The following is a 25,591-nucleotide window of genomic DNA, read 5'->3' on the forward strand; positions in this document are numbered from 1 at the left end:
AAAAGAATATAAAAATGAAAACTAAAATAATTCAAATAACCGCTGGACGAGGACCCGCAGAATGTTGCTGGGTAGTAGCGCAAGTATTAAAACTATTTCTTGAAGACATTAAAAATAGCGGATATACATACAGCATACTACAAAGAGAAAAAGGTTTTGAAAATGGAACCTTACAATCTGCAACAATACAAGTAAAAGGAAAAGAACTAGACCTTTTTATAGCGTCGTGGATAGGAACCATTCAATGGATTGGGACCTCTAAATTCCGGAAGCATCATAAAAGGAAAAATTGGTTTATCGGGATGTATGAAGTAAAACAGGAACAAACCATAGCTATTAAAGAAAAAGACATTTCTTTTCAGGCAATGCGCAGTTCAGGTCCTGGCGGCCAAAATGTAAACAAAGTAAATTCTGCAGTACGTGCTACCTATCATCCTACAGGAGATCAAGTAGTAGTCATGGATAGCAGATCGCAACATCAAAATAAAAAAACCGCTATAGAACGATTAAAAGAAAAAGTACATCAAAGTCAGCTTTCCAAATTACAACAGTCGCTAAGCGACCAATGGGAAAATCACTTGAATATACAGCGGGGTAACCCAATCAGAATATTTAAGGGTACTGATTTTAAGAAAAAACATAAGAAACAATCGTATGCGTCGAATCGACAACAATTAAAAAAAGATTTGCGCAACGAACTAAAAAATTAAGATCATGGGGAATTTACTAGACAAATATCTATTTCAGGCATTGGATGCATATCCATATAACTTAGAAGAAGCTGTAGAATCATTGAACTATGCGTTGTCATATGATGAAAAAAATCCAATGGCGCTTTGTTTAATGGGGCAGATTTATGCTGAAAACCTTAAAAATTATGAAACCGCAAAAGAGTATTACCAACAAGCACTGGCAGAAGATATGTATGCATTAGATGTATATCCTAAATATATCAATGTCTTGCTATGGAACGAAGATTATAATGAAGCAGAAAAACTTATTGATTTTGCGGTAACCTTAAAAGGTACAGACAAGGCACTTCTATACCTTAAAAAAGGAATTCTTTTTGAACAGCAAGAAATGTACAAAGAAGCACTTGTCTCTCTTGAAATTGCCAAAGAATATACCTATAACAATTATTTCATGAGTGATATCGAAGGTGAAGAAAAAAGGATAAAAGACAAAATGCCTAAAAAGAAGAAAAAAAAAGGTAAAAAGACCAATACATCTTCTAAAAAAGCGAAGAAGAAAAAGAAATAATAATCATCTGTCATTCGCGAGTAGGTTGGAATCCAAATAAGGAATTACCTTATCAAATAACAATGGATCCTGGGCTACAGCGTGATGACAAAAAATAAAAAAGAAATATGGGAGCTCCACATAACAAAAAAAGATATGGAGAACTATGGCCTAGCTATAGAATCCAATATGCATTAGAAATATTAGTATCTCTCAAAGATGTAGTGATATTATCTGGAGGTTGGGCCTGGCATTTTCTATCGCCATTAAACCACACAGAATATAAACATGCACACGATCATAAGGATATTGATCTTTTTGTTGATCCAAAAAATGTTGCCGAGGTAATGAACATATTACTGGAAAATAATTTCCAAAAGGTATGGACGCGATATGATCAATTACCAAGTGATGAGAATTTTAGAAGATACGAAAAAACTATACTTACAGAAGATGAAAAATCCGTGAGAGTCACAATTGACTTTTTTGTAAAATCTAATATTCCTAATCGTATGGCAAAAGGATGGAGTATTGTGGAACCTTCTTATCTACTTGGGTTATATTCTAATATTCATTCTAGTGACAAATGCTGGGCAGTACAATCAGTAATCAAATTATTGGATCAAAACATTGACCCTTTAGATAGAGAAGAATTAGTAACAATTCCGAAAAATTAAAAACAACCGGACCTTACCATCTGTAACAGCAGACTGTGAGGTCCATAATTATAAAGACTAAAATGAAAACAATAAATACAATCATAATCATTGACCTGGAAGCGACATGCTGGAATGGTCCAATACCAAAAGGACAAATACATGAGATCATAGAGATAGGTATCTGTTTATTGAATACAGAAACTGGAGAGATTTCTAAAAATGATGGAATACTCATCAAACCAGAACGATCCGAAGTAAGTCCTTTCTGCACAGAATTAACTACGATTACGCAGGACCTATTAAATAAAGAAGGTATATCATTTATTGAGGCTTGTGAAATTGTAAGAAATAAATATCAGGGACACCAACATACTTGGGCAAGTTATGGTCAATATGATTTAAATATGATGAAAAAACAATGTAGTTTTAGAGAAATAGAATATCCATTATCTCAAAATCATATCAATGTAAAAGAGCTTTTTACTAAAACTAGAGGCCTTCGAAAAAAAGTTGGAATGAATGGAGCATTAGAGATCTTAAATATCTCTTTAGAAGGAACCCATCATAGAGGAATTGATGATGCCAGAAACATAGCTAAAATTTTGGACTGGTGTATAAGTCAAAATTAGGGCTAAATTATGTCCGGGGAAAATTCAAAAAAATACAAATTGTTAAATTTTTATAAAGTTATGTTAATGGTTTTACAGTAATGTAGTTACAACCTTACAATAAATTGTAAGAAATTACGTGTATTTCGTCGAATTTTTACATTAAAAACCTGTTTTTAGCCCAATTTTTAGGTAACTTATCTAACTACTAACAAAAAAACCCCTAAAATAACTTCAAGATGAAAGCTCTTAAAACCCCTTTATTTTTTTTAATTTTATTGTCATTTTTCAACATTAATTCACAAGAAATTGTAGATCATAATGCATGGGATCAGATTCTGGTTCTTAACGTTACCGACGAAGGTTTGGTTGACTATGATGGTGTTACAAATGACGTATTAGTATTTTATAAATACTTTAGATATCTACAAAACATTTCTCCAGAAGATCATTGGAGTAAAGAAGAAAAATTAGCCTACTGGCTCAATGTCTACAATGCTACTGTTATGAAAATGATTATTGATGAATATCCTATAGCATCCATAAATCAAATAGAAAATCCATGGAAACGTAAAGCATTTAAATCAAAAGATGTTCGATATAGTTTAGATGACATTGAACATAGTATCTTAAGAAAATTTGGAGATCCTAGAATTCATTTTTTACTTAATTGTGGATCTATGTCTTCGCCAAGGTTATGGAATAGAGCATACACTAGTAGTAATATAGATTATGCCTTAGAGGAAAGAACCCGAGAATTTATCAATGATCCACAGAGAAATCAAATTAATTCTAAAACAGTTAGAATCTCTCAATTATTCGAATGGTACGAAGATGATTTTGCCAGTAATCATATGGATGTAATTGATTTTATAAATGAATATTCAACCATTACTATTGATAAGCAAATAACTAAAAAGTATGTTACCTATGATTGGAGCCTTAATAAAAATGACAAAAAGACTCCAATAACAAGCAACAATTAGCCTCTTTAATTTATCAAATTTTTATCCTTTTTAGCCAAAAACAATATTCATATAGTACTTTAGGTAGTATCCAACTTACTCATCTTTAGAACAAGATAAGAGTTTTAGATACTATCACTTTATACCAAATATGTAATCACTTTTAAAACCTAAATACACCTAATTATGATTAACATTACCAACCTTAAAATGACAACAGTAATATGTTGTTTAATGTTTTTTTCATCGGTATCTGCACAAACTATTATAAATGGATTTTTTCCACAAAAAAACGATTTTACTTTAGCTTCCTCTTATTCCTATAAAAGTTATGACAATTTTTTTCGTGGTAGTGATCAAACCAACTCAAACCCGATGAATATGGGAGAAATCTCATCAACTGTTATAAGTGTATATGGTGAATATGGCATACTTAATTGGTTATCTACTACGGTAACGCTACCTTATATTTCTACTCAAAATGAAACAGGAGTTTTAGATCCTGTGTCCCAAACCGATGAGGTAAATGGAATACAAGATTTAAGTCTTTTCTTAAAAGCAAAAGTTCTAGAAAAAAATCTGGATGCTGCAAAAGTAGCAATTGGAGGCGCTGCTGGCGTTTCTGTTCCTGTAGGAGGGTATGAAGAGGCTGGGATACTTTCTTTAGGCAATGGTGCGACTGCTGTAGATGGTTGTGGTTTTATTCAACTTAGTACCCCTTCCAATCTTTTTGTCGAATTACAGGCTGCATATAGTTTAAGAAATAATTCAGATTTTGAAATTCCAAACGCTACTCTTTTTAGTGCTAAACTTGGATACTATAACAAATGGTTTTATGCACATGCAAAAGTTGGAACTCAGAATTCATTAGATGGATTAGATATAGGAACGCCCGAGTTTGCTGCTGCTGGTGGAGCTGCTGCATTACCAGAAACAGAAGTAGATTACACTAATTTTTATCTTAACCTCTATGTCCCAATATATAAACAAAGTATAGGGATATCTTCTGGATACACAACTAATATGAGTGGAAAAAACTACGATCGAGCTTCAGGTTTCTCTCTAGGATTAGTATACAAAGCAGAGTAAACCCATATACAATTAATTTATCTTAAAATAACCTATTAATAAAAATTTACCCCGTGAAAAAAATACCCCTACTTATTGCCCTTATGACCTTGATTTCTTGTGAAAAAGATGATTTTATATTACTAGAAAAAGAAATAATTGAGTACAAAACTGATAATGTATCTCAAAATACTGAAATGCTAGCAGAAAATCTTGAAGAACGTTTTAATTATATAGAACCAACTAAAACTGAAATAATCAATCTTGTACCATTTAAAGGAAATAGCTTAAGAGATATCAATGTATCAATTGATATCTCTACTCCATAAAAAAATAAATACTCTTTCTTGACTAAAGCTCTTATATCAAGAATAAATTTTTATTGCAACTAGAAAATTATTTCTCAAAATGATTATTCAAGATATAAAACGAAAAAATATAACATTTTAATTTAAACTTATTTTCATGAAAAAGATATACTTACTTATCCTTATTTTGGGACTATTTTCCTGTGAAAAGGATGATTATATATTACTAGACAAAGAAGTAGATCAAACATCATTTTCTAAAGCACCTTTAGGGCCAACTGGATTAGACAAACAAGTCTTAGATCAATTAGAAATCATTTCTGGGGGGATTGGAGCAGCTTATTTTATACTTCCTGATAGTAATCAATTTAATAATATTCCTCAAGACCCATTAAACCCAATAACTCCTGAAAAAGTAGCTTTAGGAAAGCTTCTATTTCATGAAACCGCCACTGGAGGAAATCCTACAACTGCTTCTAATTTATTTACATATTCATGCGCATCTTGTCATCATGCTGCCGCAGGTTTTACTGCTGGTATTAGACAAGGGATTGGAGAAGCAGGAATAGGTTTTGGAATTAGTGGAGAAGGAAGAACTTTTGATCCTAATATTGCAGTAAGTGATTCCGATATTCAACCTATTAAGTCACCAACTGTATTAAATGTTGCATATCAAGATATCATGTTATGGAATGGGCAATTCGGAGGTTCTGGAACAAATCTTGGTACCGAAGCAAATTGGACAAATATTCCTGAAAATTTTATTGGTTTTGAAGGTGTTGAGGTTCAAGCCATAAAAGGACAAGGAGTACATCGATTATTAGTAGACGATAATTTTGTTTCTAATTTTGGATATCAACAAATGTTTGATGATGCCTTCCCTGGTTCTCCAGTAAATGAAAGATATACTACTACAAATGCAGCACTGGCTATCGCCGCATACGAAAGAACCGTATTACCGAATCAATCTCCTTGGCAAGAGTGGCTTAAAGGAAACTACAGTGCTTTATCTAATGATGAGAAAAAAGGTGCAAAGGCATTCTTTGGTGATGGAAAATGTTATCAATGTCATACTGGACCAGCACTAAATGATAAAAATTTCTATGCCTTTGGTATGGGAGATTTTGATAATACAAGTGATGCGTTTGTTCTCGCAAATGTAAATTTCGAAGATGTTAAAAAAGGAAGAGGTGGTTTTACAAAAGTTGCTGCGGATAACTATAAATTTAAAACCCCTACTTTATATAATCTAACGGATAATGGTATTTACGGACATGGAGGAACTTTTACCTCTATAAAGGAAGTTGTTGAGTATAAAATTGATGGTGTCCCTCAAAGCAATGAAGTTCCATCAGAGAATCTTGCAACACAATTTGGTGATATCAAACTAAATAAAACTGAAATAGATAATCTCGTATCATTCATTGAAAATAGCTTAAGAGATCCCAATCTTACGAGATATGTACCTCAATCTATAAATTCTGGAAATTGTTTCCCTAATAATGATATAGCTTCAAGAGTAGATCTTGGATGCGATTAGAAAATTTTCTTGAAAAAATTAAATACCAAAACATAATATTATTTTACATCATGCTACAGCTCATTGATAACTATTTCCCCGAATAGATTGCTTAAAACATACATCAATGAGCTTATCATGATTATCCTTAATAATTATCCGTTTATCACTAACAATATAATTTGAACTCATTGCAAATGAAAAAAATAGTTTTTTTTATAATTGTCCTCATTTTCTTTTCTTGTGAAAAAGATGAATACTTCCCAATAAATGAATCTATCATTAAAACAACAACCAGTCCTTCTGAACTAGATATAAAACTTTTAACTAAACTAGATAGTGTAACAGATGGCGAAGGAGTTTCTTTTTTTATCCTCCCTGATAGTGACAATTACGAAAACATCCCACAAGACCCTTTAAACCCTATTACTTCGGAAAAGGTCGCTTTAGGAAAACTTCTATTTCATGAAACTGCCACAGGTGGAAATCCAAAAACAGCATCGAATTTATTCACGTATTCCTGTGCTTCATGCCATCATGCTGCTGCAGGTTTTAGTGCGGGCGTTAGACAAGGTATTGGAGAAGGAGGAGTAGGATTTGGATCAAAGGGCGAAAATCGAAGCTTTAATTCGATTATTCCCACCAATGATATCGATATACAACCCATACGTTCTCCTACCATACTAAATGTAGCCTATCAAGATGTAATGCTCTGGAATGGGCAGTTTGGCGGGACAGGAACAAATGAAGGAACCGAAGCTAATTGGACCGGTATACCAGAGAATGCTTTGGGGTTTCAAGGTGTAGAAGTACAAGCTTTAAAAGGACAGGATGTTCATAGATTGTTAGTGAATAAAAAATTTGCCAAAGACTTCAATTACAAAAAGATGTTTAACAAAGCATTTCCGGAAATCCTAAAAGAAGAACGCTATACAAGAGAAACAGCTGGATTAGCTATTGCAGCATATGAAAGAACCGTACTTCCTAATCAATCTCCTTGGCAAAAATGGCTTAAAGGAGATTACAACGCGTTAACAAATAAAGAAAAAAGAGGTGCAAAAATGTTCTTTGGAAAAGCAAAATGTTTTAAATGTCATAACGGACCAGCGCTAAATGACAAAAACTTTTATGCACTTGGCATGGGAGATTTTGATGATACTGATAGTGCTTTGGTACAGGATGACACTAATTTTCCTAATGTAAAAAGAGGAAGAGGAGGGTTTACAAATAAACCAAGAGATTATTATAAGTTCAAAACTCCTACGCTATACAACCTCATAGACAATGGCGTTTTTGGCCATGGAGGAACTTTTACTTCCGTTAGGGATATTGTAGAGTATAAGCTTAAGGGAGTTCCAGAAAACATTGAAGTACCTGAAGAGAGGTTACACAGATTATTTACAAATGTTCAGAGTTTAACAGAAAATCAAATAAATAACTTGGTTTTATTTATAGAGAATGGACTTAGAGATCCAAACCTAATGAGATATGTACCAGATACAATAAACTCCGGAAATTGTTCTCCTAATAATGATGTGGTGTCAAGAATAGATCTTGGCTGTGAATAGAAAATTTATTTTTATCATTTTTTAAAAAACAACACTGAACATTTCACGCAATCGTCATTTTTATATCATGCTCCAGCTCATTGAAGACTATTTCCCAAATAAAATAGCCTAACACAAATTGTACAATGAGCTTTGCATGATTTTTCTTATTCGGTTAGTAACATTATTTTACTATCAACTATATAATATCCGAATACTGATCACCAATATATTTTTTTAGAAAAAACGTCCCCTTTTCATCTAAATCAAAATTTATTAATTGGTGATCAGTTTATAAACAAATATTCATTCCCAATAAATGTATTCTATTTGCATTCGGAATTATGAATTTTACGTTAAGTAATTCGATCATATTAATAGAACGAATCTATAGAAGAACACCCTACCCCTATTTTTTAGTTTTTTTAAAGTTTTTTCATTTTTATGTTTTCCAGCTATTCATATCTTTAGATCACTAATTACTATATTTACTAAAAACAATCATTAAAGGAATGAAAGACAAATTATTTGAGGAGGTAATTGATAATTACGATGCATTAAAATATAGCTTACTAAAAGCGCAAACTTTTGATGAATCTCATTTTGGTTTTCCAGAAATCTATTATAAGATTATGGAAACTGACAAACAGCGAGTAGATGCTTTTCATAAAGCTTTTCAGCTTAATAATAATTTTAAAGACGCTATAGTTTGCGAGATAGGTGTAGGAACATTACCACTTACTAAACTATACATGCCTTTTGTAAAAAAAGCATATCTAATTGAAAACAATCCTGATCTGATTCCTTTTATCAATAAAGAAATTGCCAAATATCCTTGGGCGGATAAAGTAGAAGTAATCTATGCTGATGCGCTAACTGTAGATTTACCTGAAAAAGTAGATTTTGTTGTTGGTGAGTTAATGAGTATTTACTGTGCTAATGAATTTCAGGTACAGATTTTTCAGCATATGAGAGATTTCTTAAAACCTGGAGGGAAATTGTTTCCGAATCGAATTGTAAATTTTGCAAGGTTATGCGAAGCTGAGATCGACTCGGATGTGCATCATTACCCGGTTAACTTTACTAGACATCAACCTATGTTTTTAACTCAGCAGTTTTTGGTTAACGAAATTGAATTATTAAAAGAAAAAAAACAAGGTGTAAAACTTAGTTTTTCTGTTCCAGTTTTATTCTCCGGAACTATAAATGCGTTGTACTTAGAATCATATGTAGAAGTAACGGAAGGTTCTAATTTTACAGGAACTGATAGTTTAATGCCTCCAACGGTATTAAAAACCACCAATACTCAAGAAGTAAAAGCAGGAGATTTGGTCCATATAGATTTTAGTTTTGATTATGGTTCTTCTTTGGATGATATTAGTTGTGTATTATCATAAAATTTATCCAAACTTTATTGAATAGTTTAAATAATAATTATGGGTAAAATTCTTTCTTTTCTTTTTGGGATTAAGGAATCTAAGTTTGAGATTACTAAAAAAGAATTAGAAGATATAACTAATAACTCTAGTAATAAAAAAAGTAAGCAAGAAGAAAATACTATAAATGTAGATACTACTCCTTTCTTTAAAGATAGCTTTTCTGCTTTATCAGATACTATTTTTAAAGAAGCTACAGAAAAATTTAAAATCAATAGATATAACTATTGGGCACCAAAATTTACAAGCTTAAAATCTTATAAATTTTTATCGGAACAACAGGTTTCTTTTAAAAGGGATTTTCTTTATTGGATATCTAATGAAATTATTAAGTTAGAAACAACTCCTGAAGCCTCTGTCCATAAATTAAAAAGTCAATATCTAAATGAAATATTAAACCTCTTATTAAGATCTAACTTGCATTTTAAGGAAAATGATTTTAAATATTTTATGAACCTTTGGGTAGAATATCCTACTTATGTTACAATAGGTTCTATAACCTCTAGGTTACGAGCAAAATCTAAAAAGGATGATATCAGTGAAGAGTTTTATAATTATCTAAAAATATTTCTAAAAAGTCCAAGGTTTAACAATCACTTCTATTCTTATTACAAAACTGCTAGAAATACAATACAGAAAATATTACATACATATACCACTGATAAAGACGAAAACCACCCTTTATTTTTGTTAGTCTCAGATCCTTTTGCTGATTACATAAATAAATTTCTAAAAAATAGTAATCAAAAAGAACAAGATGCTTATTGCATAATATTCAAAATTTTCGAGACTAATAAAGAATTTTATAACCCATTTAAGTTACTTGTTTTAGTTGAAAAATATATTGATATTATTGGAAAAGATACCTATAAGAAACAAGTGATAAACTTTATAAAAAAAGCCTCAATTTTCAAGCCTAAAATGAGCAATCTTAGAGTTGAAAAAGTAACATACAATACCGGAAGAGAAATTCGATATAATTGTCAATACATAAAAAAAGAAAATATAAGTATTTTAAAAAGTATGATTTTATCAATCGCAACTTTTAATAATAAAAAAAATGCAATCCCCCACCTTCTGAAAATTACAACCCGTTCTTTTTCCAATGCCAATGCTCTCAGGTTAGGAGAAACCTCTCAATCTTTGGGAAAACTATGCATATACACCTTAGCTTTTCAATATGATCAAAAAGGGAAGGATGAACTAAAAAGACTATATCAAGAAACTACATATAAAGGTATTAAGAAAGAAATATTAGAATACTCAAAAATGTTAGAAGAACATAATGGAGTAGGTCTAATATAAAACAGTTTTGCTACAACTAATGTCTAATAAAATCAAGAAAATACTATCATTCTTTGGATTAAAAAAATCTTTAAAAATAACAGAAGAAGAACTAGTACACATTAACTCTGACACACTAACTGACGAAAAAAGAATTGTAGAAATTATAGATTTGGATAGTATTAACACAGATATATCTCAAATTGAAGAATTATTGTTTGACATCTATGAAGAAGCTAAAATGACCTCTAATTATGAGGATAATGATCTTTATAAAATAGGTTTTAATTCATTAGAACATTATAAAAAATTAATCACGTCACACCCAGAAATTAAAAAGCAGTTTTTCTATTTTATCACACCAGAGATATCCCAAAAAGATCGATCAAAACGCATAAGATTTATAGAAACTAAATCAGAGATTCCCGAAAATTTTAAACGCGCTCTTGGTCAACTTGTTCTTAATTCCAAAATGAGATTGAACAATACAGATTTTACGCATTTCTTTCAACTATGGAAAAATACTTATCCCTACTATTATCCGTTACGTCCTTTATTACGCCAACTACAAAAATATTCTTCAGATCATAAAATAAGTCCAGAACTTAATACTTGCTTACATTCTTTTTTACGTTCTAAATCCATACAATACTTACCTATCAAAGAGTATATGGAAGCTAAAAGTACTATTCATAGGATAATTCTAGAAAATAGTAAAATAAGCTTAGTTCCTTCGGCATATGTTTTTCAATTATTACCAGATTCATTCGGAACACATGTAAACAAACTACTTTCTGGCATGAATGAAAAATATCAACATAATTTTTCTAAAATTCTAAAAATTCTTTGCGATACAATCGACCAAAATACACTACAACAAATCAATACATGTATTGATAATACAGACGAAAATAAATTTGATGTTTTTCTATATAATATCATTCGTAAATCTTCTTATCTAAAACTAAGAAGCGTTACATTAAGAAATAAAGTCTACAATTCTAAGGATGATATATATGGCACTTATGAACAAGTGTATATAGAGAATATTGACATAATAAAGGGTTTAGTATCTCTTGCTGGTATTAGAAAACACCAAAAATGTGTCAAATTTATTACAACCATTTTAGAACGCTGTTTTGGCGTAACATTAGGCACTAATTATGGTACTACATCTCGATCATTAGGTATTATATGTATTCAGACACTTGCCAATAAATTCGATGTAGAAGGAAAAAATGAATTACGTAAATTATATCAAAAGACTAGTTTTAAACTTATCAAAAAACAAATAGAAAAAGAATCAAAAATACTAGAAGAGACAACTGGAGAATCGTTACTCTAAAATATCCATATCAAATCCAATGATATCGCGTATGCCAGGTTTTGAAATATCTTCTGGTTCAATTGGCGTTACATAATGCCAGAGGTCGTTTCCAAAAGTAAACTCCTCACCTGTATCAGCTTGAAAAATAAATTCTCCAGGTTCTAATACCTTATTATAAATAAGCTCATTGTCTTTTGTAGTTGTTTTTTCATAAATCTGACTCTCAGCTCCTACTATATTTTGTCTATTAACTACTAAAGCAGACATGATATATTGCGCGCCATCCTCGTGCACACCTTCCGGGGAGTTTTCCCCTTTTATTTTTTCCTCAGAAATCGTTCGCATAAAGTGACTGGTAATTTGGATCTTCCTAGTTTCTGGATGTATCCTTTTCACCAAACCTGCCATTTTTTTTAGTAATTCAAAAAAGAATTTGTTTTCTACCGTATCCCTATCCGCCTGTTTAAAAACACGTTTCCATACTCTAAAATCATCAACATCTTGTTCAAAACCTTGTTCCACTATTCTTTCTACAAAATACTGATCATCCCAAATTTCAATTAAAAAAGTAGCTATATTACGCTGTCTTGTGATAGTAGATAACCGATCGAATTCTTGTTTTTGATCCTCGTCGAGTTGCTGTATCCAATATGCTAAAACATCTATTGACTTTGTACCTTCAAAGTAAGGTTTATGAAGTTTTTCTATGGCTTCGGAATCTGAAGAAAAAGTAGTTTTTAAAAATGCAATTTGTTTACCTCTTACCAAATATACATCATCTTGTAATTGAGAAAAAAATGGTCTGAAAAAATGCAAAAAAGAACTTACATCTATTCTTAAATCAGCAACACTGCCAACTCGAATAGGTGATTTAATAGATCGTCCTAAAGATTTAGATATGTTTTTTTCTGTGATCATTTCGTTCTTTGCTTAATCTTCGATTTTTATTTCATCCAAACCTAAATCTTCGAAAAAAATGTCTACCTGAAAATCAAGTTCAAAAGCTAATTCATAAAACTTCTTAGCCAATTCTTCATTTTTATCTACTTCATCACCAATAGTGTACATTGCTGATAATTGTGCTGCTGCTTTACCATGTCCCAGATTTGCTGCTTTCGTGTAATATTCAATTGCTTTATCTGTATTCTTTGAAATATGTTCATATCCCGCCGCATAATAGGTGGCTAGGTTATAAATTGCTCTTATATTTTCCTTTTCTGCAGCCTTGACACACCAATCTAACGATTTTTTTATATCTTCTTTTACTCCGATTCCCTGAGCAAAATAAACACATAACTCGAACATAGCATTTGCATTACCTTTTTTAGCAGATTCATAATGGGCATTTAAAGAAGATTTTAAATTTTCTGTATATGCATATCCTCTATACAACATATATCCTTTTAACAAATATACTTCTCCACTAGGATCTTCTTCCTTTAATTTCTCAACCAGATTTATGATTTTTTCAGCAGGAATTGATTCAACATTAGCAAAATATGCGACTCTCAAATATTTAATCCAAGCATCAATCCCATATCCTGATTCTCCCGCCAATCTAAAATAAGATAAAGCTTTTTTAGCATTTTGTTCTACACCTACTCCTAAATAATAACTCATTCCTAGTTCATACCATCCTGCTGGGTTTCCTGACTCTCCAGATTTAGCATATAAGTTCAGCATTAAATCTATATCTTCAGTCTGCAGCAATCCAATTAACAAATCACCTCTTTCAATCTTTTGCTTAATTACTTGAGCCTTTTCAAAATAAGTCATTTTATTTACTTTTTTAAATGAAGTTATATTGCATCCAGTAGTAATAAATATCATTAAGACACCGATAAATAATGATTTAATTATCTTCACTTTTTAATTTTTCAATCTTAAATACTCTTAAATTCTTCCGGCTTTTCGAAATTAAATAAATACCTTTTTATGATCATTTTTTAATCCTAACTTTCTTTGCAATATGATTAAGACATTCGTTTTTATTATGCAACCAATACGCATAAGGTATTGTAATAATTGGAATTTTCGTCCTAAATAGTGTTTTATACTGTTCTATAGAAAATGTTTTTTCCAATGTACCAGGATATCCAACTAAATCAATACAGATGGTTTTTTGATTAAAAGTTACTAAAATATCCATTATATATCCTGCCAATGAATAATTTACCATAATATCTTGTTCATCAATCCCTAATTGAATTAATTCTTCGTGCACTTCTGTGGCAAAATTATCAATATATTCTTCTGTCTTATTATGCTGGTGATGTATTCTCGTTTCTGATAAATAATCAATGAGTAAATGTTTATTCTTAAAATTCTTAGCATCAAAAGAATAATACAAAAACTGTTTTTGTTTAGCACGAGTTATACTTACATTAAATACATCTTCCCTATCCAAATATTGAAAAACTGAACTACTAATATTGTTATCAATAGTAAATGTAATATACATCTGATCCCGTTCCTCTCCTTGAAACTCGAAAGGAGTTCCTACAGCAATTTTATGCTTTTTTATTGCAGCAAGATCATATTCTTCTATCTTATCCTTTAAGTGGTTTACCTGATCTCTAAAAGGAGAAAGAATACCTATTGTCGTTGCTACACCTGCAGCAACATTAATTTCATTATCAATTACTTCTTGTACATCTTCTAATATCTTTTCTGCTTCTTTAAGGTTAGTACCATCCTTTAGTTTTTCTCCTTCACAAAACACCCAATGTACGGCAGAAGATTTATGATGTATTTGTAAGTCCGACATTACCTTTAGTTTATCAAAATAGAACTTCTGATTACTATAACGTATAATACTAGGAACACTTCGATAATGCTCATCAAGAAAATGAATATTATTGTTAGAAGGAAGTCGTTCCATGGCATAATCTAAGAAACTCGTTTCCCTGTAATTCATTACATCCTCTCCCTTTATTAGACCGTAATTATTGGCAGTATTTTCCATTACCTGTCTAGATAAAAAAGAAACATGTCTTAGTTGTTTTGGATCACCAACGACTACCACTTTTTTAGCTCTGGCCAATACAGGAATCATTGTCGTAATATCACATTGAGAAGCTTCATCTATAATGGCTACATCAAAAATATCATTTTCTAAAGGAAACACATCACTAACATCTGTTGACTTTGTAATCCAAATAGGTAAGCATTGTAATACTGATATAAAATTAATATCCTGAAATAAGCGATCTCTTTCTACAATATCCTTAGTTTTTACAAGCTTCAATAGTTGAGAAAAAGTTCGATCTTTTTGTAATAAATTAGAAATCTTATCCTGGTATTTTAAAGAAATGATTTCTTTAATCAGCTTATTTCTCTGGTGAATATAATGATCCAACAATTCTATTAGCTGCCAAAAAGGATATTCTTCTAATACTTTTTTAGAAACATATTTTCGCTTCAATCTTTTAAAAAAAGAAGGCTTGTGATCCAAAAACAGCTCAGCATTTTTAATTTCTCTACCCTCTCTTTCTTGTATTTCTTCGCTTATCTCCTTTATTTTATTTTTAGCATAATCAATTTCAGCTTGCTTTTTAGGAATAAAAAAATCTCCTCCAGATTTTCTAAACCTAGTAATTGATTCTATTTTCTTTCTTAAGGTAGCACGGTGACTTCTACCAGAACCTGCTCTAATAGAAAGACCTTTTACTCCTAAATCTTGTATTATTTTATCTTGGAGTACATCTATTGCTTGATCGGATTTAGAACAGATCAATACACTTTTATTATGATATACTTGATCTAGAGCTAATGAAGCAATGGTGTACGATTTACCAGTTCCTGGAGGACCAATTACTACAGTAACATCATTTGATTTTACGGCCTGAATAATATCTAATTGTGACTCACTAAGATTAGAAGGTACATATACAGCTTCTTTCGAATTGGTTTCTTTATCAACTTCTACTTTTCTTCTGGAAAAGAAACTTCTAAGTGTATCATTAAATAAATGTCTTTCCTTTATCTCATCGATTTCATGTAAAACATCTCTGCTGGATTTTGATTTCTCGACAATACCCAAAGCAATTGCGGGAAGTAACTTTAATGAAGGTGATTTTAAATGACTTCTTAATTTCTCTCCCGAAACAAGCTCAGGCAAATCTTCTAGGGCAATTGTATCAATTTTTATATGCTCTCCTAGCTTTCTGGCAACTTTGCGAATATCCTGTTTTTCCGGATCCTGATCATTAATCAATGATTTCATCTCCAAGACAAACGAATCATCAAGATTAAAATTAGATTTTAATAAATTTAGCAAAGCATCATTAGCTCTATTTTCTTCAAAATTATAATTGATATGATATAATGCTTCATTATTAATTTCTAATGACGCAGGAGTAATAATTAAGGGAGCACATATTGTTCTCTTTTTACCTAAAAAAGTTAGCTTTCCGGTAATAAAAAAACTACAGGCAACAAATGTCTTTTCTTTTCTATGGATCTCGAGATACTTATACAACTCTTCTCCAAAATCTGTTTTCATAAAGACGGAATCATCTTCACGATATAACTGATCAATACTACTTAGAAAGAATCGCTTGTGAACTTTTGTTCCTAAAAAATTTAATATATCATTATCTCTAAATTCTTGCTTATAACAATCCTGATAGTATGATAGTACTTTTTCTATATGCATATCCTACTAAAATTAAGCTTCTTCTTCGTCCTTCTGAAATCTTAAATAATCATCTACGGTTTGATTAATCGGTGGAATATCATCCTCTATGATTGTCTTTAATAATTCTTCGGTAAGTGGAGTTATTGATACAATACGATTCGCTTGGTATTCTATAATCTTTTCAAACAAATTTCTAGCAACTCTAGCATTACCAAAACTTTTATGTCTTTTTTCGTATAGTTTATCAAAAATAAACTCTAATTTTTCCTTTGCTTCATCTGCCAATACAAAATCATTCTTGCCACAAAACAATTCAAAAATACCTATGAGTTCTTTTGGCTTATAATGATCAAATGTAAAGTATCTATTAAATCGTGATTGTAATCCAGGGTTCGACTCTATAAATTCTTCCATCTCATCTGGATATCCCGCAGCAATAACAACCAATTGATCTCGATGATCTTCCATCTTTTTTAGCAATACCTCTACAGCTTCATTACCAAAATCCTTTTTATTATCCTTTGCCAGAGAATATGCTTCATCAATAAACAACACTCCATCTAGCGAAGTCTTTACTACCTCTTCTACCTTTAATGCAGTTTGACCTACATACCCAGCTACCATTCCTGTTCTATCTGTTTCTACAAGATGTCCTTTTTCTAAATATCCTAAATGTTTATATATTTTAGACACCAAACGTGCTACTGTTGTTTTACCAGTTCCCGGAGGTCCCATAAAAACCGAATGTAATGAGTTATTTACATTCTTAAGACCCTTTTCTTCTCGTAGCTTTTGTACCTTTAAAAAGTTAGATAATTCTTTTACAGAAGTTTTGATATTGTCTAGACCAATTAACTCATTCAATTCATCCATTACATCATCTAACGTTTCATTTTCATCGATCTCTGTTTGCTTTACTCCTTCTAATTTTTCTTTAGGATGTTGTAATTTACTATTGATCTTCTTCAGTAAGGTTGTCTCTTCCTCAGAGATTGTCCCATCCGCTTTAGTTATCAAAGAAGCTATTCTATATAAAAATGATGCTGAATTAGCAAAATGCTGGCTATCTAATCGTTTTAAAAGTGATGGTAATAAAAATTCATTCTTATATTCATTACCTAAATCAAAAAGACTAGCTGTTTTAATTACTTCTATGTTTTCATCAAACTTTTCTGATTGAACAAATTTGTTAATCCGTTCTATAGACAAAGAAGCTATAATATCATTTCCCTGAAGCTTCTCGAACATAAATGCTAATAAAAATTTCACCTTAGCATCTGCAACCGTATTTTTTTTATCACTTAGCGGATATATCATATTGAATACCCTAATGATGTCCTGAAGAATTACATGTTCCGCCTTAAACTCAATAGCATCATCTGTTTTATGAACGATAGCATTAATCGTATTAGAAAAACGCTTGTTATTATTTAAGTCTTCTGCCAAATTCTGAATCTTCTCTCCTTCGTTTTTTAGAATTTGTAGAAACTCATAATCGATATCAAAATCTTGAGTTGTATCTTCTTTTTGGTTTACGAAATCTTTAAACTTATTGGTAAAATCAGAAAGATTTTTTTTCTCATCTTTCTTAGTTAATAACAAATCATCTACCAAATTATTAAGTAACGTAATCTGCTCCTTAGGAAAAGCACTAAACTTGACATCTAGAAACACATCCTTAACTAATGGAATCTTGTTATCCGCAAGATGGATATGTTGTGTAGTAATAATAAAATCTAATTCGTCAATTGAATCTTTTAAAGAATATAACACTAACAGATCTTCATCCTTTATTCTTAGCGTTGGAAATGCAGAAGAAATAGATAATATCTTTAACGGATTAACCGATTTTCCTTTAAAAAAAGAAGCTTTATGTTCCTGAGTTAATTTTGAAAAAAAATGATCTGTGGTTTTATGGTATTTTCTATTGGTCATAATACTCCTACACTATTTAATTTAGGATGATGATAATTGTTGTTCTTTCTTCTTTTTAGATTTTTTCTCGGATTCTATTGCAAATAATATAAAACTAAAAAACAAGGACAATAATGCTATTAAAATTAAAATCCCCCACAATCCATTATTAGGATAAACCGCTAAACCTCTCGGCACGGTAACTTTAGTACTTTTACCAGTATCTACCAATGTTTCTCGTAGTTTTATCAATACATTAGTCCGTTCTAAAGCACTATTAGATTTTAAATTTTGAAGTTCAGCTTGACTGGCTTTTAAATTTCTATACCAAAAACTAATATCTTCATCAGGAGTTTCCCATATCATAGAAGTATATCCACTAGTGATATTATTAGCTTCTAAATAATCAATAACTTTGGTCAGTTCTTCATGAGCAAGTTCAATAGTATTTGCATCTGCTGCTCTCTTTAAATATCCAGAAACATTCTGTTTAAACTGTATCTTTTTAGCGATTCGAACTCCAAAAATTGTAAATGATACTAGAATTAGCACAATACTGATTATATTTCTCATTTCTTCCTTTTTTTCGTTTTTATAATATAATTTATAGATCACTAAAAACTATAAAGCAATACTAAAATTAAGAATTAACTCCCTGCATCAATCTGCATCATTGCATCTTCTACTTGATGCACCAATTCGTCAAAATGAGCTAATCGCTTCGTTTCTCTATTTCTATTAAACGGTAAATCAACATCTATATGCTTAACAAAATGAGACGGCGCATGTTTCATTATATAAATATCATCTGCTAAGTATACAGCTTCTTGTATATCGTGAGTAACAAATAAAATTGTAGGGCTAAACTTTTCCCAAATACCGATTAGTAAATCTTGCATTTGTAAACGTGTCTTAATATCAAGTGCTCCAAAAGGCTCATCCATCAATAAAATTTCTGGATTAGACATCAAACTACGAGCTATGGCTACACGCTGTAATTGTCCCCCAGATAATGTAGGATATTGTGCATACTTCTTTTGGTGCCCATCCAATCCAACCAGCTGGATCATTTCCATCGCTTTTTCATCACGTTCCTTCTTAGAAACACCTTTAAAACGTAATCCCAAACCAACATTATCCAACACAGTCATCCAAGGCAAGGATGAATATTGCTGAAACACCATGCTTACCCTATTTTCTTTACTTACTGGTTTTCCTTTGACTAACACCGTTCCTGCAGTTGGCTCTTGCAATCCCGCAATATATCTCAGTAAAGTTGACTTACCACATCCGGACATTCCTAAAATGACAGAAAACTGCCCTTGCATTGGTTTGTCCTCTACTAATAAATCTAAGTTTTCTATAATTTTAGTTTTTCCTCCATCGTATGATTGAGAAATCCCTCTAAGTTCTATAACATTAGGAGCCTGAGGAGTATCTGTAAACTGTAATGCCATATTAATGTTTGTTTCCTTTATTTATGTGTTTATATGGAAATAATATTCTATCGATCATTACAAACAATCGATCTTGTAATATCCCTATAACCACTATGATAATTAGTATAGCAAAAGCTTTATCTATTCTACTTTGTCGTTTCGCAGTCCAAATTAATTCTCCTATTCCTCCTCCTTTATTCAACATCTCTACAATAGTGATATATGTCCAAGAGATAGCTGTTAACACTCTAATATCATCAATAATCTTAGAGAATACATATGGAATATATACTGTTCTGATCGTTTGCCAAGATGTTGCTCCCAATGTAAAAACAGTATTAAGATATACATTCTGGACTTCATCAATCCGCTGGATGACGACAGGTATCAGATATACTATAATACCGAATGCTAGAAAAGATACTTTCATATCGCTTCCTAATCCCAGCCACATAATAAAAATCCCTGTCACCGCAGTCAACGGAATAAAACGATAAGAGTTTATAATTTGACTAAATAACCCTCGAAATAACGGAATCAAACCTAATAAAAAACCAATAGGTATAGATACAAGGATTGCTACCAGATATCCTAAAAAATTTAATTTAATAGAATAAAAAGTATTTCCGATTACATCATCGTTTTTATTTAGATCAGGAAAAGCTTTAATCACTTTAATTGGTGATGGTAGTAAAGGATATACCTTGTTTTTCTTTAATCCAAATGTTGTTAACTCTTCAAGACTCATTTGCTCTAGAGCATCATAACTAGCAACTAACAGTGAATCGTTTTCGTAGTATTTTCTTTCGCTTTGAGCGATCTTAGAAATGTCTATAGACTCATCTTGTGTAATTACTGAGGTAGATAAAACTTCGGCCAATAAAAACCATAATCCAATTAGAATCAAAGCACCAATCACAGTAAGAATGGCTTTATCCTTTGATTCTAAATTTCCTCTAAGTTCAAACAGTTTTTTGATCCCTACCATTAGTCTACAACCAGTTCAAAATCTGTTCTTCTGTTCTTAGACTTACAATCTGCATTTTGATTTCTTTCGCATCCAGGAACTGGTTTATCTGGACCATTTCCTAAAATAATAAATCTGTTCGTTGGCATGCTGTGTTGCTGGATCAAATAATCTGCAACTGATTGCGCTCTTTTCTTAGATAGTGCAACATTAGGACCTCTAGATCCAACATTATCAGTATTTCCTTCAATTCTAATACGTGCGTTCGCAAATGCTTTTGCGATTGGCGTAAACTGAAGATCTATTAATTGTTTAGAATTTTCATCTAATTGAAACTCTCCAGTTCTAAAACTAATACTTACTTTTTTTGACGAAAGCGATTCTTTTTTCTCCAATGTTTTATCAACTGCAGTAAACTGCTTTTGTTGTTCGGCATTATGAGAAGCACCAGATAGCGATGTTTTATTTACTAAATCCTTAGTAGAAAGTAATCTCCAACTTTTTGCACCAGCAGTACTATATCCAAGATTATTATATTTCACTTTCATTTTATTATACAAATCCTCTCCTGTAACACCTGTATAATTTGAATTCAACCCAAAGAAATCTTTGTTATCTCCATGAGTAGCTAATCGTACATTATTTATAGCGTCATAACAGAAATCTTCTGGCTGCGACAATCCTTCTGCAAGTATCTTCGCCGCTTTTCTCTTATTGCTATCAGAATTATTTAATTCTGAAGCTCCAATCATCCAACCTTCATATAAATCTTGTAATTGCTCTTTATGTGTTTCTATAAATTCTTTTTTAGAAACAAATACATCAGCAATAATATGTGTTGCATTCTTAGTGCTTTCTAATACTTTAGAACCTGCTACTTTTGCTACACAATCCGCATCATCCGGACTCCAAACAACAGCGGCATCAACAGTATTACTTTTAAAAGAATCAGCAGCATCAATTGCACTTGGTACTTCTACCAACTGAACATCTTTGGTCGTCATATCACTAGCTTCCAATAACCAAATTAAAAAAGAATGTGATGGTGTCATTGGCGCTACGGCTATTTTCTTACCTCTAAGATCACTGACCTTATTAATTCCTCTTGCTGCTACAATAGCATCTCCTCCACGACTCCAATCTGCCTGGAACACAACTTGTGGTTGGTATTGCGATAACCCTTCTACTTCTGTCGGGAACGCATCAATTGTTGCCCACATTAGATCTATAGAACCATTTTTAAATGCATCTCTAGAAGCATCAAAGTCATCAATAACTTCGAAGTTTACCTTAAATCCATAATCTTTATAGAATCTCGATGCTGTATTGGCTTTAAATCCTTCGTTGAAATACTGTCCTCCAGCATATCCTCCCCAAGTTACTACCCCTACATTAATAACATCTTTATATCCTTCTTTTGTTTCTCCTTTATCAGAAGAAGAAGTTAGTTCTTCTATTTTTTCTTTAGCCTCTGGGTTATTTCTTACAAATTTATTTAGTAAAAAATATAGTCCTCCAATAATGAGCACTACAATTAAAATTTTTGAAAACGGTGTTAATCTTCCTTTTGCCATGATTTTTGATTAGTGTTATTTTTTAATCCTCAAAATTAAATAAGTCTGAGTATTGATTATTTTGGGTTTTAGTTTTAACTATAGGTGCATCCAGATCTACACTATGTTGATCATGCACTAACAGGTCTTTTTGATTTCCAAGAATAAGAGAAACTCCTTCATTCTCCCATTTCTCAAGTAATTCTAAACCTTCTTCTTCGAATATTCCATTCTGTAAATCAATAGAATCCATGAAGTTATTAGACATTTCCATAAAACGCTCCATCTCTCCTATCTTCATACTTACATCATCAGCTATTGCTTCTAATGCGCGATCAAACATTTCCTTCTTGTCATTATTTCCTGCAATAATGTTCATTGCAGATTTCATTGCAGAATGTCCAGCTCTTACTGCTTTTCTTTCTTGCTCCTTAACCATCACTTGATCCTCTATATCTTCCAATAATATCTCTGAATTCTCGTACATCTTAACTAAAACTCTATATAAGATTTCCATCTTCTTATAAAGTTCATCTAATTTCATATTAGATTCTTTTAATCTACCAGCTTTTCTAGATTTAAGAATCATAATCCCTTTCTTATCTCTTTCTTTTGCTGCACTTGCTAGCTTTAGATTGTTATTGATATTCTTCTTATTATCATATATAATAGTTTGCAAACGTTTCATCTGTCCTTTTAAAACAGCAATTTGCTTATTCATCTTCTTTAAGTTACTATGAAGATCATCAATATAACTTTTAAGAATCCCTATCGGATCAATCTGTATAAAAAGACCTGTTAACCAACGCATAAAAGATTTATACATATAGAAAATAAGGTTTCTCATCTTAGGATCTAATACAATATATATTAATGCCCCTAATACAGCTAATAAAACTCCTAGGTATAATGTATTTTCTACAATATTAATTAGAAAGGGAAGTACTTTATACAATCCGTATAATCCACCAGCTCCTAAAAGTCCCATAAATAACATCCCGGTTTTACCTTCGGGTCTTTTCCAAAATGTTTTTGGTTTCAATGAGTTGTTGTCCATTTATTTTAAGTATTTCTGCATTTTAACAATATCTTCTTCGAACTGAGCTTTTAGATGACTATACGACACTTTAAAATCATTTTGTGTTTTATTAATCTTACTATTACTCTCTTCTACTTTAGCTTTTAAATCACCGATCTGTTTTTGGTGTTTCGCAATTTCTTCTGTTAGCTTTTTAATTTGCTCTGATTTTTCTTTTATTATTGATTCAAACTGAGCAATCTCTCTTTCTCTACCTGATACCTTGCTGTCAAATTGATTTTTAAAAGCGCCTATAAACTGCTCATTTTCTTTATCTAAAACTCCTATATAAAAATTAGTAGTTTGTAAAAGCTTATCTAAGGTAACTCCCATTGTTGATGCTGTGGCAAATGCAGAACGATATTTCGTCGCTTCATCCATTGGCATTTTCTCCAACGCTTTTAAAGATTTTTTATATTCTAAATAATCAAAACCATCTAGATTATTTTTCTCTATAGCTTGTAATAACTTTTCTACAATTTTAGTGTCCAAAACTCCTTCTGAGGAAGAACTTATTGGATTATTTGGAAGCGGCGGTGGTGTCGAAGCGGCTGGCTTTTTATCCGAACTTACATCAGCTTTTTCAGATGATCCAGAAGTCTCTTTATTCTCTTCTTCAGAATCATCTACTATAAATAAGGACTTTAAATTTTTTAGCATGGTTAGTGAATTTAAACAAATTTAAAAAAATAAGTGTTTTTAGAAGGACCTAAGATAAGTATTTCCTTATATACCTTTATAATATAGGTATCATCTAGCATCAAAATGTTACAATTATTATTTTTTCAATCATTTTACTATACGGTCCCAAGCTATTTTAAGCCCAAATAATAAAGCCAAGAAAAACAACAGTAAATATTGAAACCTTCCTACGAAGAATACACCAAAAAACATTCTCTGTAGGACATATGTTATTATGAACGTTATTATAATAATTATGAATAGTCCTGATAACTTTCCGAAACCAGGAATTCGAGACATAGGGATCGTTTTATTTATAATAACTAAGGCTACAATCATGAATAATAATGGAACAAAGTATGTTACCAAATCAAGTTGTAATAAATTAATTTTTAGAAAGAAAAAACTATAAAGAAGTAAAACCAAAGATAACAAGCCTGGTATTGTTACCGCATAAATTAAAATTCCGTAGAAATAATTAATAGGTGGTTTAAAATTCGACGGCTTTACAAAAAGTAAGCCGATTAAAGTGCACGCTAAAATAATTGCAAAATAACCTAATAATAAATTAGGGTGATTGCTGAACCAATTTAAAAAGTCTTGTACCGTCATTATTGATAAAAATACAAATATAGTTTTATATAATACTTTTTTGCTTTTTAAAGAAAAATCGCTTAAATTCATTCTAAACTAGAGGATTAAATATAAAAAACGCAAATGAAATTTGGTTAATACCTCTAGATTATCCAATATTTGCATAACAAATGACAAGAAATAGAGCACATATTAACCCGAAATCGCTGTTTAGTCAGTGTGATTATCGATGGATAGTAGAATTATCCAATCGAAACCGGACGTTATGTGGCTGTTTTAATCCTTAAATTATAAAGTGATTTAGATAAAACCTATATATAATAACAAGCGTCCAAGAAATTGGACGCTTTTTTTATTAAAAAAAATCAAAAAATGTTTAAAAGTTAATTAGTACATAAAGAATAGCATTTGGAAAGTAAGCATCAGAGAGACAGACGATTGCCAAAACATCCAAAACTTGTTGAAAAACGAGCAGGGATTCCTATACCTAAAACAAACATAACTAACTGATTTTCAGTAAAATAAATTCAAAAAATGTTTGGAGATTTAAAAAAAGTTTTGATCTTTGCATCGTAATCAAAGTGCAACTAAATATCAATATTGATTACATAGTTACTAAAACAAATAAATTAAAATGATACCGAATAAGTTACAACATAGTATTACCCGTCTCTTTAGCAAGCAAGGAGAGTATTGTTCCGATTGGAATATATATGGTGTCTATTATATAGAAAGGAAACGTATGCGATTATAAACCGACATACAA

General features: G+C 31.2%; 22 protein-coding genes. 12 read left to right on the forward strand and 10 right to left on the reverse strand.

The window, feature by feature from the left end:
• Positions 1-14 precede the first annotated feature (14 nt).
• From prfH to J8L88_RS07245, 12 genes are all read left to right on the forward strand, one after another.
• Positions 15-710 carry a peptide chain release factor H gene (gene prfH / locus J8L88_RS07190; protein ID WP_211060378.1) on the forward strand — a complete coding sequence of 232 codons (696 nt, stop codon included), beginning with the start codon at positions 15-17 and terminating at the stop codon, positions 708-710.
• A gap of 4 nt (positions 711-714) precedes the next feature.
• The gene (locus tag J8L88_RS07195) at positions 715-1,260 is read left to right on the forward strand and encodes a hypothetical protein (protein ID WP_027395313.1); all 546 of its coding nucleotides are present in this window, start codon (positions 715-717) and stop codon (positions 1,258-1,260) included.
• Positions 1,261-1,367: 107 nt separating this feature from the next.
• Positions 1,368-1,916, forward strand: coding sequence for a hypothetical protein (locus J8L88_RS07200; RefSeq protein ID WP_211060379.1), 549 nt, complete (start codon positions 1,368-1,370; stop codon positions 1,914-1,916).
• 62 nt (positions 1,917-1,978) lie between these two features.
• Positions 1,979-2,527 (forward strand): 3'-5' exonuclease, encoded by a 549-nt coding sequence (locus tag J8L88_RS07205; protein WP_211060380.1) that lies wholly within the window; start codon positions 1,979-1,981, stop codon positions 2,525-2,527.
• A 218-nt stretch (positions 2,528-2,745) separates the two neighbouring features.
• The gene (locus J8L88_RS07210) at positions 2,746-3,492 is read left to right on the forward strand and encodes a DUF547 domain-containing protein (protein ID WP_051336317.1); all 747 of its coding nucleotides are present in this window, start codon (positions 2,746-2,748) and stop codon (positions 3,490-3,492) included.
• Positions 3,493-3,657: 165 nt separating this feature from the next.
• A complete protein-coding gene (locus J8L88_RS07215) occupies positions 3,658-4,560 on the forward strand; it encodes a hypothetical protein (protein WP_118387456.1) in 903 nt (300 codons plus the stop codon).
• Positions 4,561-4,613: 53 nt separating this feature from the next.
• The gene (locus J8L88_RS07220; protein ID WP_155839768.1) at positions 4,614-4,868 is read left to right on the forward strand and encodes a hypothetical protein; all 255 of its coding nucleotides are present in this window, start codon (positions 4,614-4,616) and stop codon (positions 4,866-4,868) included.
• 136 nt (positions 4,869-5,004) lie between these two features.
• Positions 5,005-6,387, forward strand: a complete 1,383-nt coding sequence (locus J8L88_RS07225; protein ID WP_211060381.1) for a cytochrome-c peroxidase — start codon at positions 5,005-5,007, stop codon at positions 6,385-6,387.
• A 176-nt stretch (positions 6,388-6,563) separates the two neighbouring features.
• Positions 6,564-7,934 (forward strand): cytochrome-c peroxidase, encoded by a 1,371-nt coding sequence (locus J8L88_RS07230; protein WP_027395307.1) that lies wholly within the window; start codon positions 6,564-6,566, stop codon positions 7,932-7,934.
• Between the two features lie 491 nt (positions 7,935-8,425).
• Positions 8,426-9,310: a methyltransferase domain-containing protein gene (locus J8L88_RS07235; protein WP_027395306.1), complete on the forward strand. Its 885-nt coding sequence runs from the start codon at positions 8,426-8,428 to the stop codon at positions 9,308-9,310.
• A 39-nt stretch (positions 9,311-9,349) separates the two neighbouring features.
• The gene (locus tag J8L88_RS07240) at positions 9,350-10,654 is read left to right on the forward strand and encodes a hypothetical protein (RefSeq protein WP_211060382.1); all 1,305 of its coding nucleotides are present in this window, start codon (positions 9,350-9,352) and stop codon (positions 10,652-10,654) included.
• Positions 10,655-10,673: 19 nt separating this feature from the next.
• Complete coding sequence (locus tag J8L88_RS07245; protein WP_211060383.1) at positions 10,674-11,978, forward strand: hypothetical protein; 1,305 nt, start codon at positions 10,674-10,676, stop codon at positions 11,976-11,978.
• Here the strand turns inward: J8L88_RS07245 and J8L88_RS07250 are convergent.
• The 10 genes from J8L88_RS07250 to J8L88_RS07295 all read right to left on the reverse strand — a co-directional run bounded on the left by J8L88_RS07250 (position 11,970) and on the right by J8L88_RS07295 (position 24,210).
• Positions 11,970-12,878, reverse strand: coding sequence for a 2OG-Fe dioxygenase family protein (locus J8L88_RS07250; RefSeq protein ID WP_211060384.1), 909 nt, complete (start codon positions 12,876-12,878; stop codon positions 11,970-11,972). The two genes, J8L88_RS07245 and J8L88_RS07250, sit on opposite strands and share 9 nt — an antisense overlap.
• 12 nt (positions 12,879-12,890) lie before the next feature.
• Entirely contained in the window at positions 12,891-13,826 is a 936-nt protein-coding gene (locus J8L88_RS07255) for a tetratricopeptide repeat protein (RefSeq protein ID WP_147404209.1), read from the reverse strand.
• Positions 13,827-13,899: 73 nt separating this feature from the next.
• On the reverse strand, positions 13,900-16,617 hold the full coding sequence (locus J8L88_RS07260; protein ID WP_118387470.1) for a DEAD/DEAH box helicase: 2,718 nt from the start codon (positions 16,615-16,617) through the stop codon (positions 13,900-13,902).
• Positions 16,618-16,629: 12 nt separating this feature from the next.
• Positions 16,630-18,534: an AAA family ATPase gene (locus J8L88_RS07265; RefSeq protein WP_211060385.1), complete on the reverse strand. Its 1,905-nt coding sequence runs from the start codon at positions 18,532-18,534 to the stop codon at positions 16,630-16,632.
• 21 nt (positions 18,535-18,555) lie between these two features.
• Positions 18,556-19,086: a hypothetical protein gene (locus tag J8L88_RS07270; RefSeq protein WP_035086350.1), complete on the reverse strand. Its 531-nt coding sequence runs from the start codon at positions 19,084-19,086 to the stop codon at positions 18,556-18,558.
• Between the two features lie 74 nt (positions 19,087-19,160).
• Entirely contained in the window at positions 19,161-19,970 is an 810-nt protein-coding gene (locus J8L88_RS07275; protein ID WP_027395301.1) for an ABC transporter ATP-binding protein, read from the reverse strand.
• Between the two features lies 1 nt (position 19,971).
• On the reverse strand, positions 19,972-20,940 hold the full coding sequence (locus J8L88_RS07280; protein ID WP_108805197.1) for an ABC transporter permease: 969 nt from the start codon (positions 20,938-20,940) through the stop codon (positions 19,972-19,974).
• Positions 20,940-22,493, reverse strand: coding sequence for a phosphate ABC transporter substrate-binding/OmpA family protein (locus J8L88_RS07285; RefSeq protein WP_027395299.1), 1,554 nt, complete (start codon positions 22,491-22,493; stop codon positions 20,940-20,942). Before J8L88_RS07285 ends, J8L88_RS07280 begins: the two co-directional genes overlap by 1 nt.
• Positions 22,494-22,515: 22 nt before the next feature.
• On the reverse strand, positions 22,516-23,529 hold the full coding sequence (locus J8L88_RS07290; RefSeq protein WP_027395298.1) for a hypothetical protein: 1,014 nt from the start codon (positions 23,527-23,529) through the stop codon (positions 22,516-22,518).
• On the reverse strand, positions 23,530-24,210 hold the full coding sequence (locus J8L88_RS07295) for a hypothetical protein (protein WP_027395297.1): 681 nt from the start codon (positions 24,208-24,210) through the stop codon (positions 23,530-23,532).
• Positions 24,211-25,591: the final 1,381 nt, after the last annotated feature.

This window comes from Aquimarina sp. MMG015, assembly GCF_018100855.1.
Taxonomy (GTDB): Bacteria; Bacteroidota; Bacteroidia; order Flavobacteriales; family Flavobacteriaceae; genus Aquimarina; species Aquimarina latercula.

Bases quoted from the DNA above. Each gene is read 5' to 3' on its own strand.
- J8L88_RS07280 (WP_108805197.1), bottom strand. From the start codon at position 20,940: ATGGTAGGGATCAAAAAACTGTTTGAACTTAGAGGAAATTTAGAATCA.
- J8L88_RS07250 (WP_211060384.1), bottom strand. From the start codon at position 12,878: ATGATCACAGAAAAAAACATATCTAAATCTTTAGGACGATCTATTAAA.
- J8L88_RS07295 (WP_027395297.1), bottom strand. From the start codon at position 24,210: ATGCTAAAAAATTTAAAGTCCTTATTTATAGTAGATGATTCTGAAGAA.
- J8L88_RS07230 (WP_027395307.1), top strand. From the start codon at position 6,564: ATGAAAAAAATAGTTTTTTTTATAATTGTCCTCATTTTCTTTTCTTGT.
- J8L88_RS07260 (WP_118387470.1), bottom strand. From the start codon at position 16,617: ATGCATATAGAAAAAGTACTATCATACTATCAGGATTGTTATAAGCAA.
- J8L88_RS07275 (WP_027395301.1), bottom strand. From the start codon at position 19,970: ATGGCATTACAGTTTACAGATACTCCTCAGGCTCCTAATGTTATAGAA.
- J8L88_RS07245 (WP_211060383.1), top strand. From the start codon at position 10,674: ATGTCTAATAAAATCAAGAAAATACTATCATTCTTTGGATTAAAAAAA.
- prfH (WP_211060378.1), top strand. From the start codon at position 15: ATGAAAACTAAAATAATTCAAATAACCGCTGGACGAGGACCCGCAGAA.
- J8L88_RS07205 (WP_211060380.1), top strand. From the start codon at position 1,979: ATGAAAACAATAAATACAATCATAATCATTGACCTGGAAGCGACATGC.
- J8L88_RS07235 (WP_027395306.1), top strand. From the start codon at position 8,426: ATGAAAGACAAATTATTTGAGGAGGTAATTGATAATTACGATGCATTA.
- J8L88_RS07270 (WP_035086350.1), bottom strand. From the start codon at position 19,086: ATGAGAAATATAATCAGTATTGTGCTAATTCTAGTATCATTTACAATT.
- J8L88_RS07210 (WP_051336317.1), top strand. From the start codon at position 2,746: ATGAAAGCTCTTAAAACCCCTTTATTTTTTTTAATTTTATTGTCATTT.
- J8L88_RS07195 (WP_027395313.1), top strand. From the start codon at position 715: ATGGGGAATTTACTAGACAAATATCTATTTCAGGCATTGGATGCATAT.
- J8L88_RS07265 (WP_211060385.1), bottom strand. From the start codon at position 18,534: ATGACCAATAGAAAATACCATAAAACCACAGATCATTTTTTTTCAAAA.
- J8L88_RS07285 (WP_027395299.1), bottom strand. From the start codon at position 22,493: ATGGCAAAAGGAAGATTAACACCGTTTTCAAAAATTTTAATTGTAGTG.
- J8L88_RS07240 (WP_211060382.1), top strand. From the start codon at position 9,350: ATGGGTAAAATTCTTTCTTTTCTTTTTGGGATTAAGGAATCTAAGTTT.
- J8L88_RS07290 (WP_027395298.1), bottom strand. From the start codon at position 23,529: ATGGACAACAACTCATTGAAACCAAAAACATTTTGGAAAAGACCCGAA.
- J8L88_RS07200 (WP_211060379.1), top strand. From the start codon at position 1,368: ATGGGAGCTCCACATAACAAAAAAAGATATGGAGAACTATGGCCTAGC.
- J8L88_RS07215 (WP_118387456.1), top strand. From the start codon at position 3,658: ATGATTAACATTACCAACCTTAAAATGACAACAGTAATATGTTGTTTA.
- J8L88_RS07225 (WP_211060381.1), top strand. From the start codon at position 5,005: ATGAAAAAGATATACTTACTTATCCTTATTTTGGGACTATTTTCCTGT.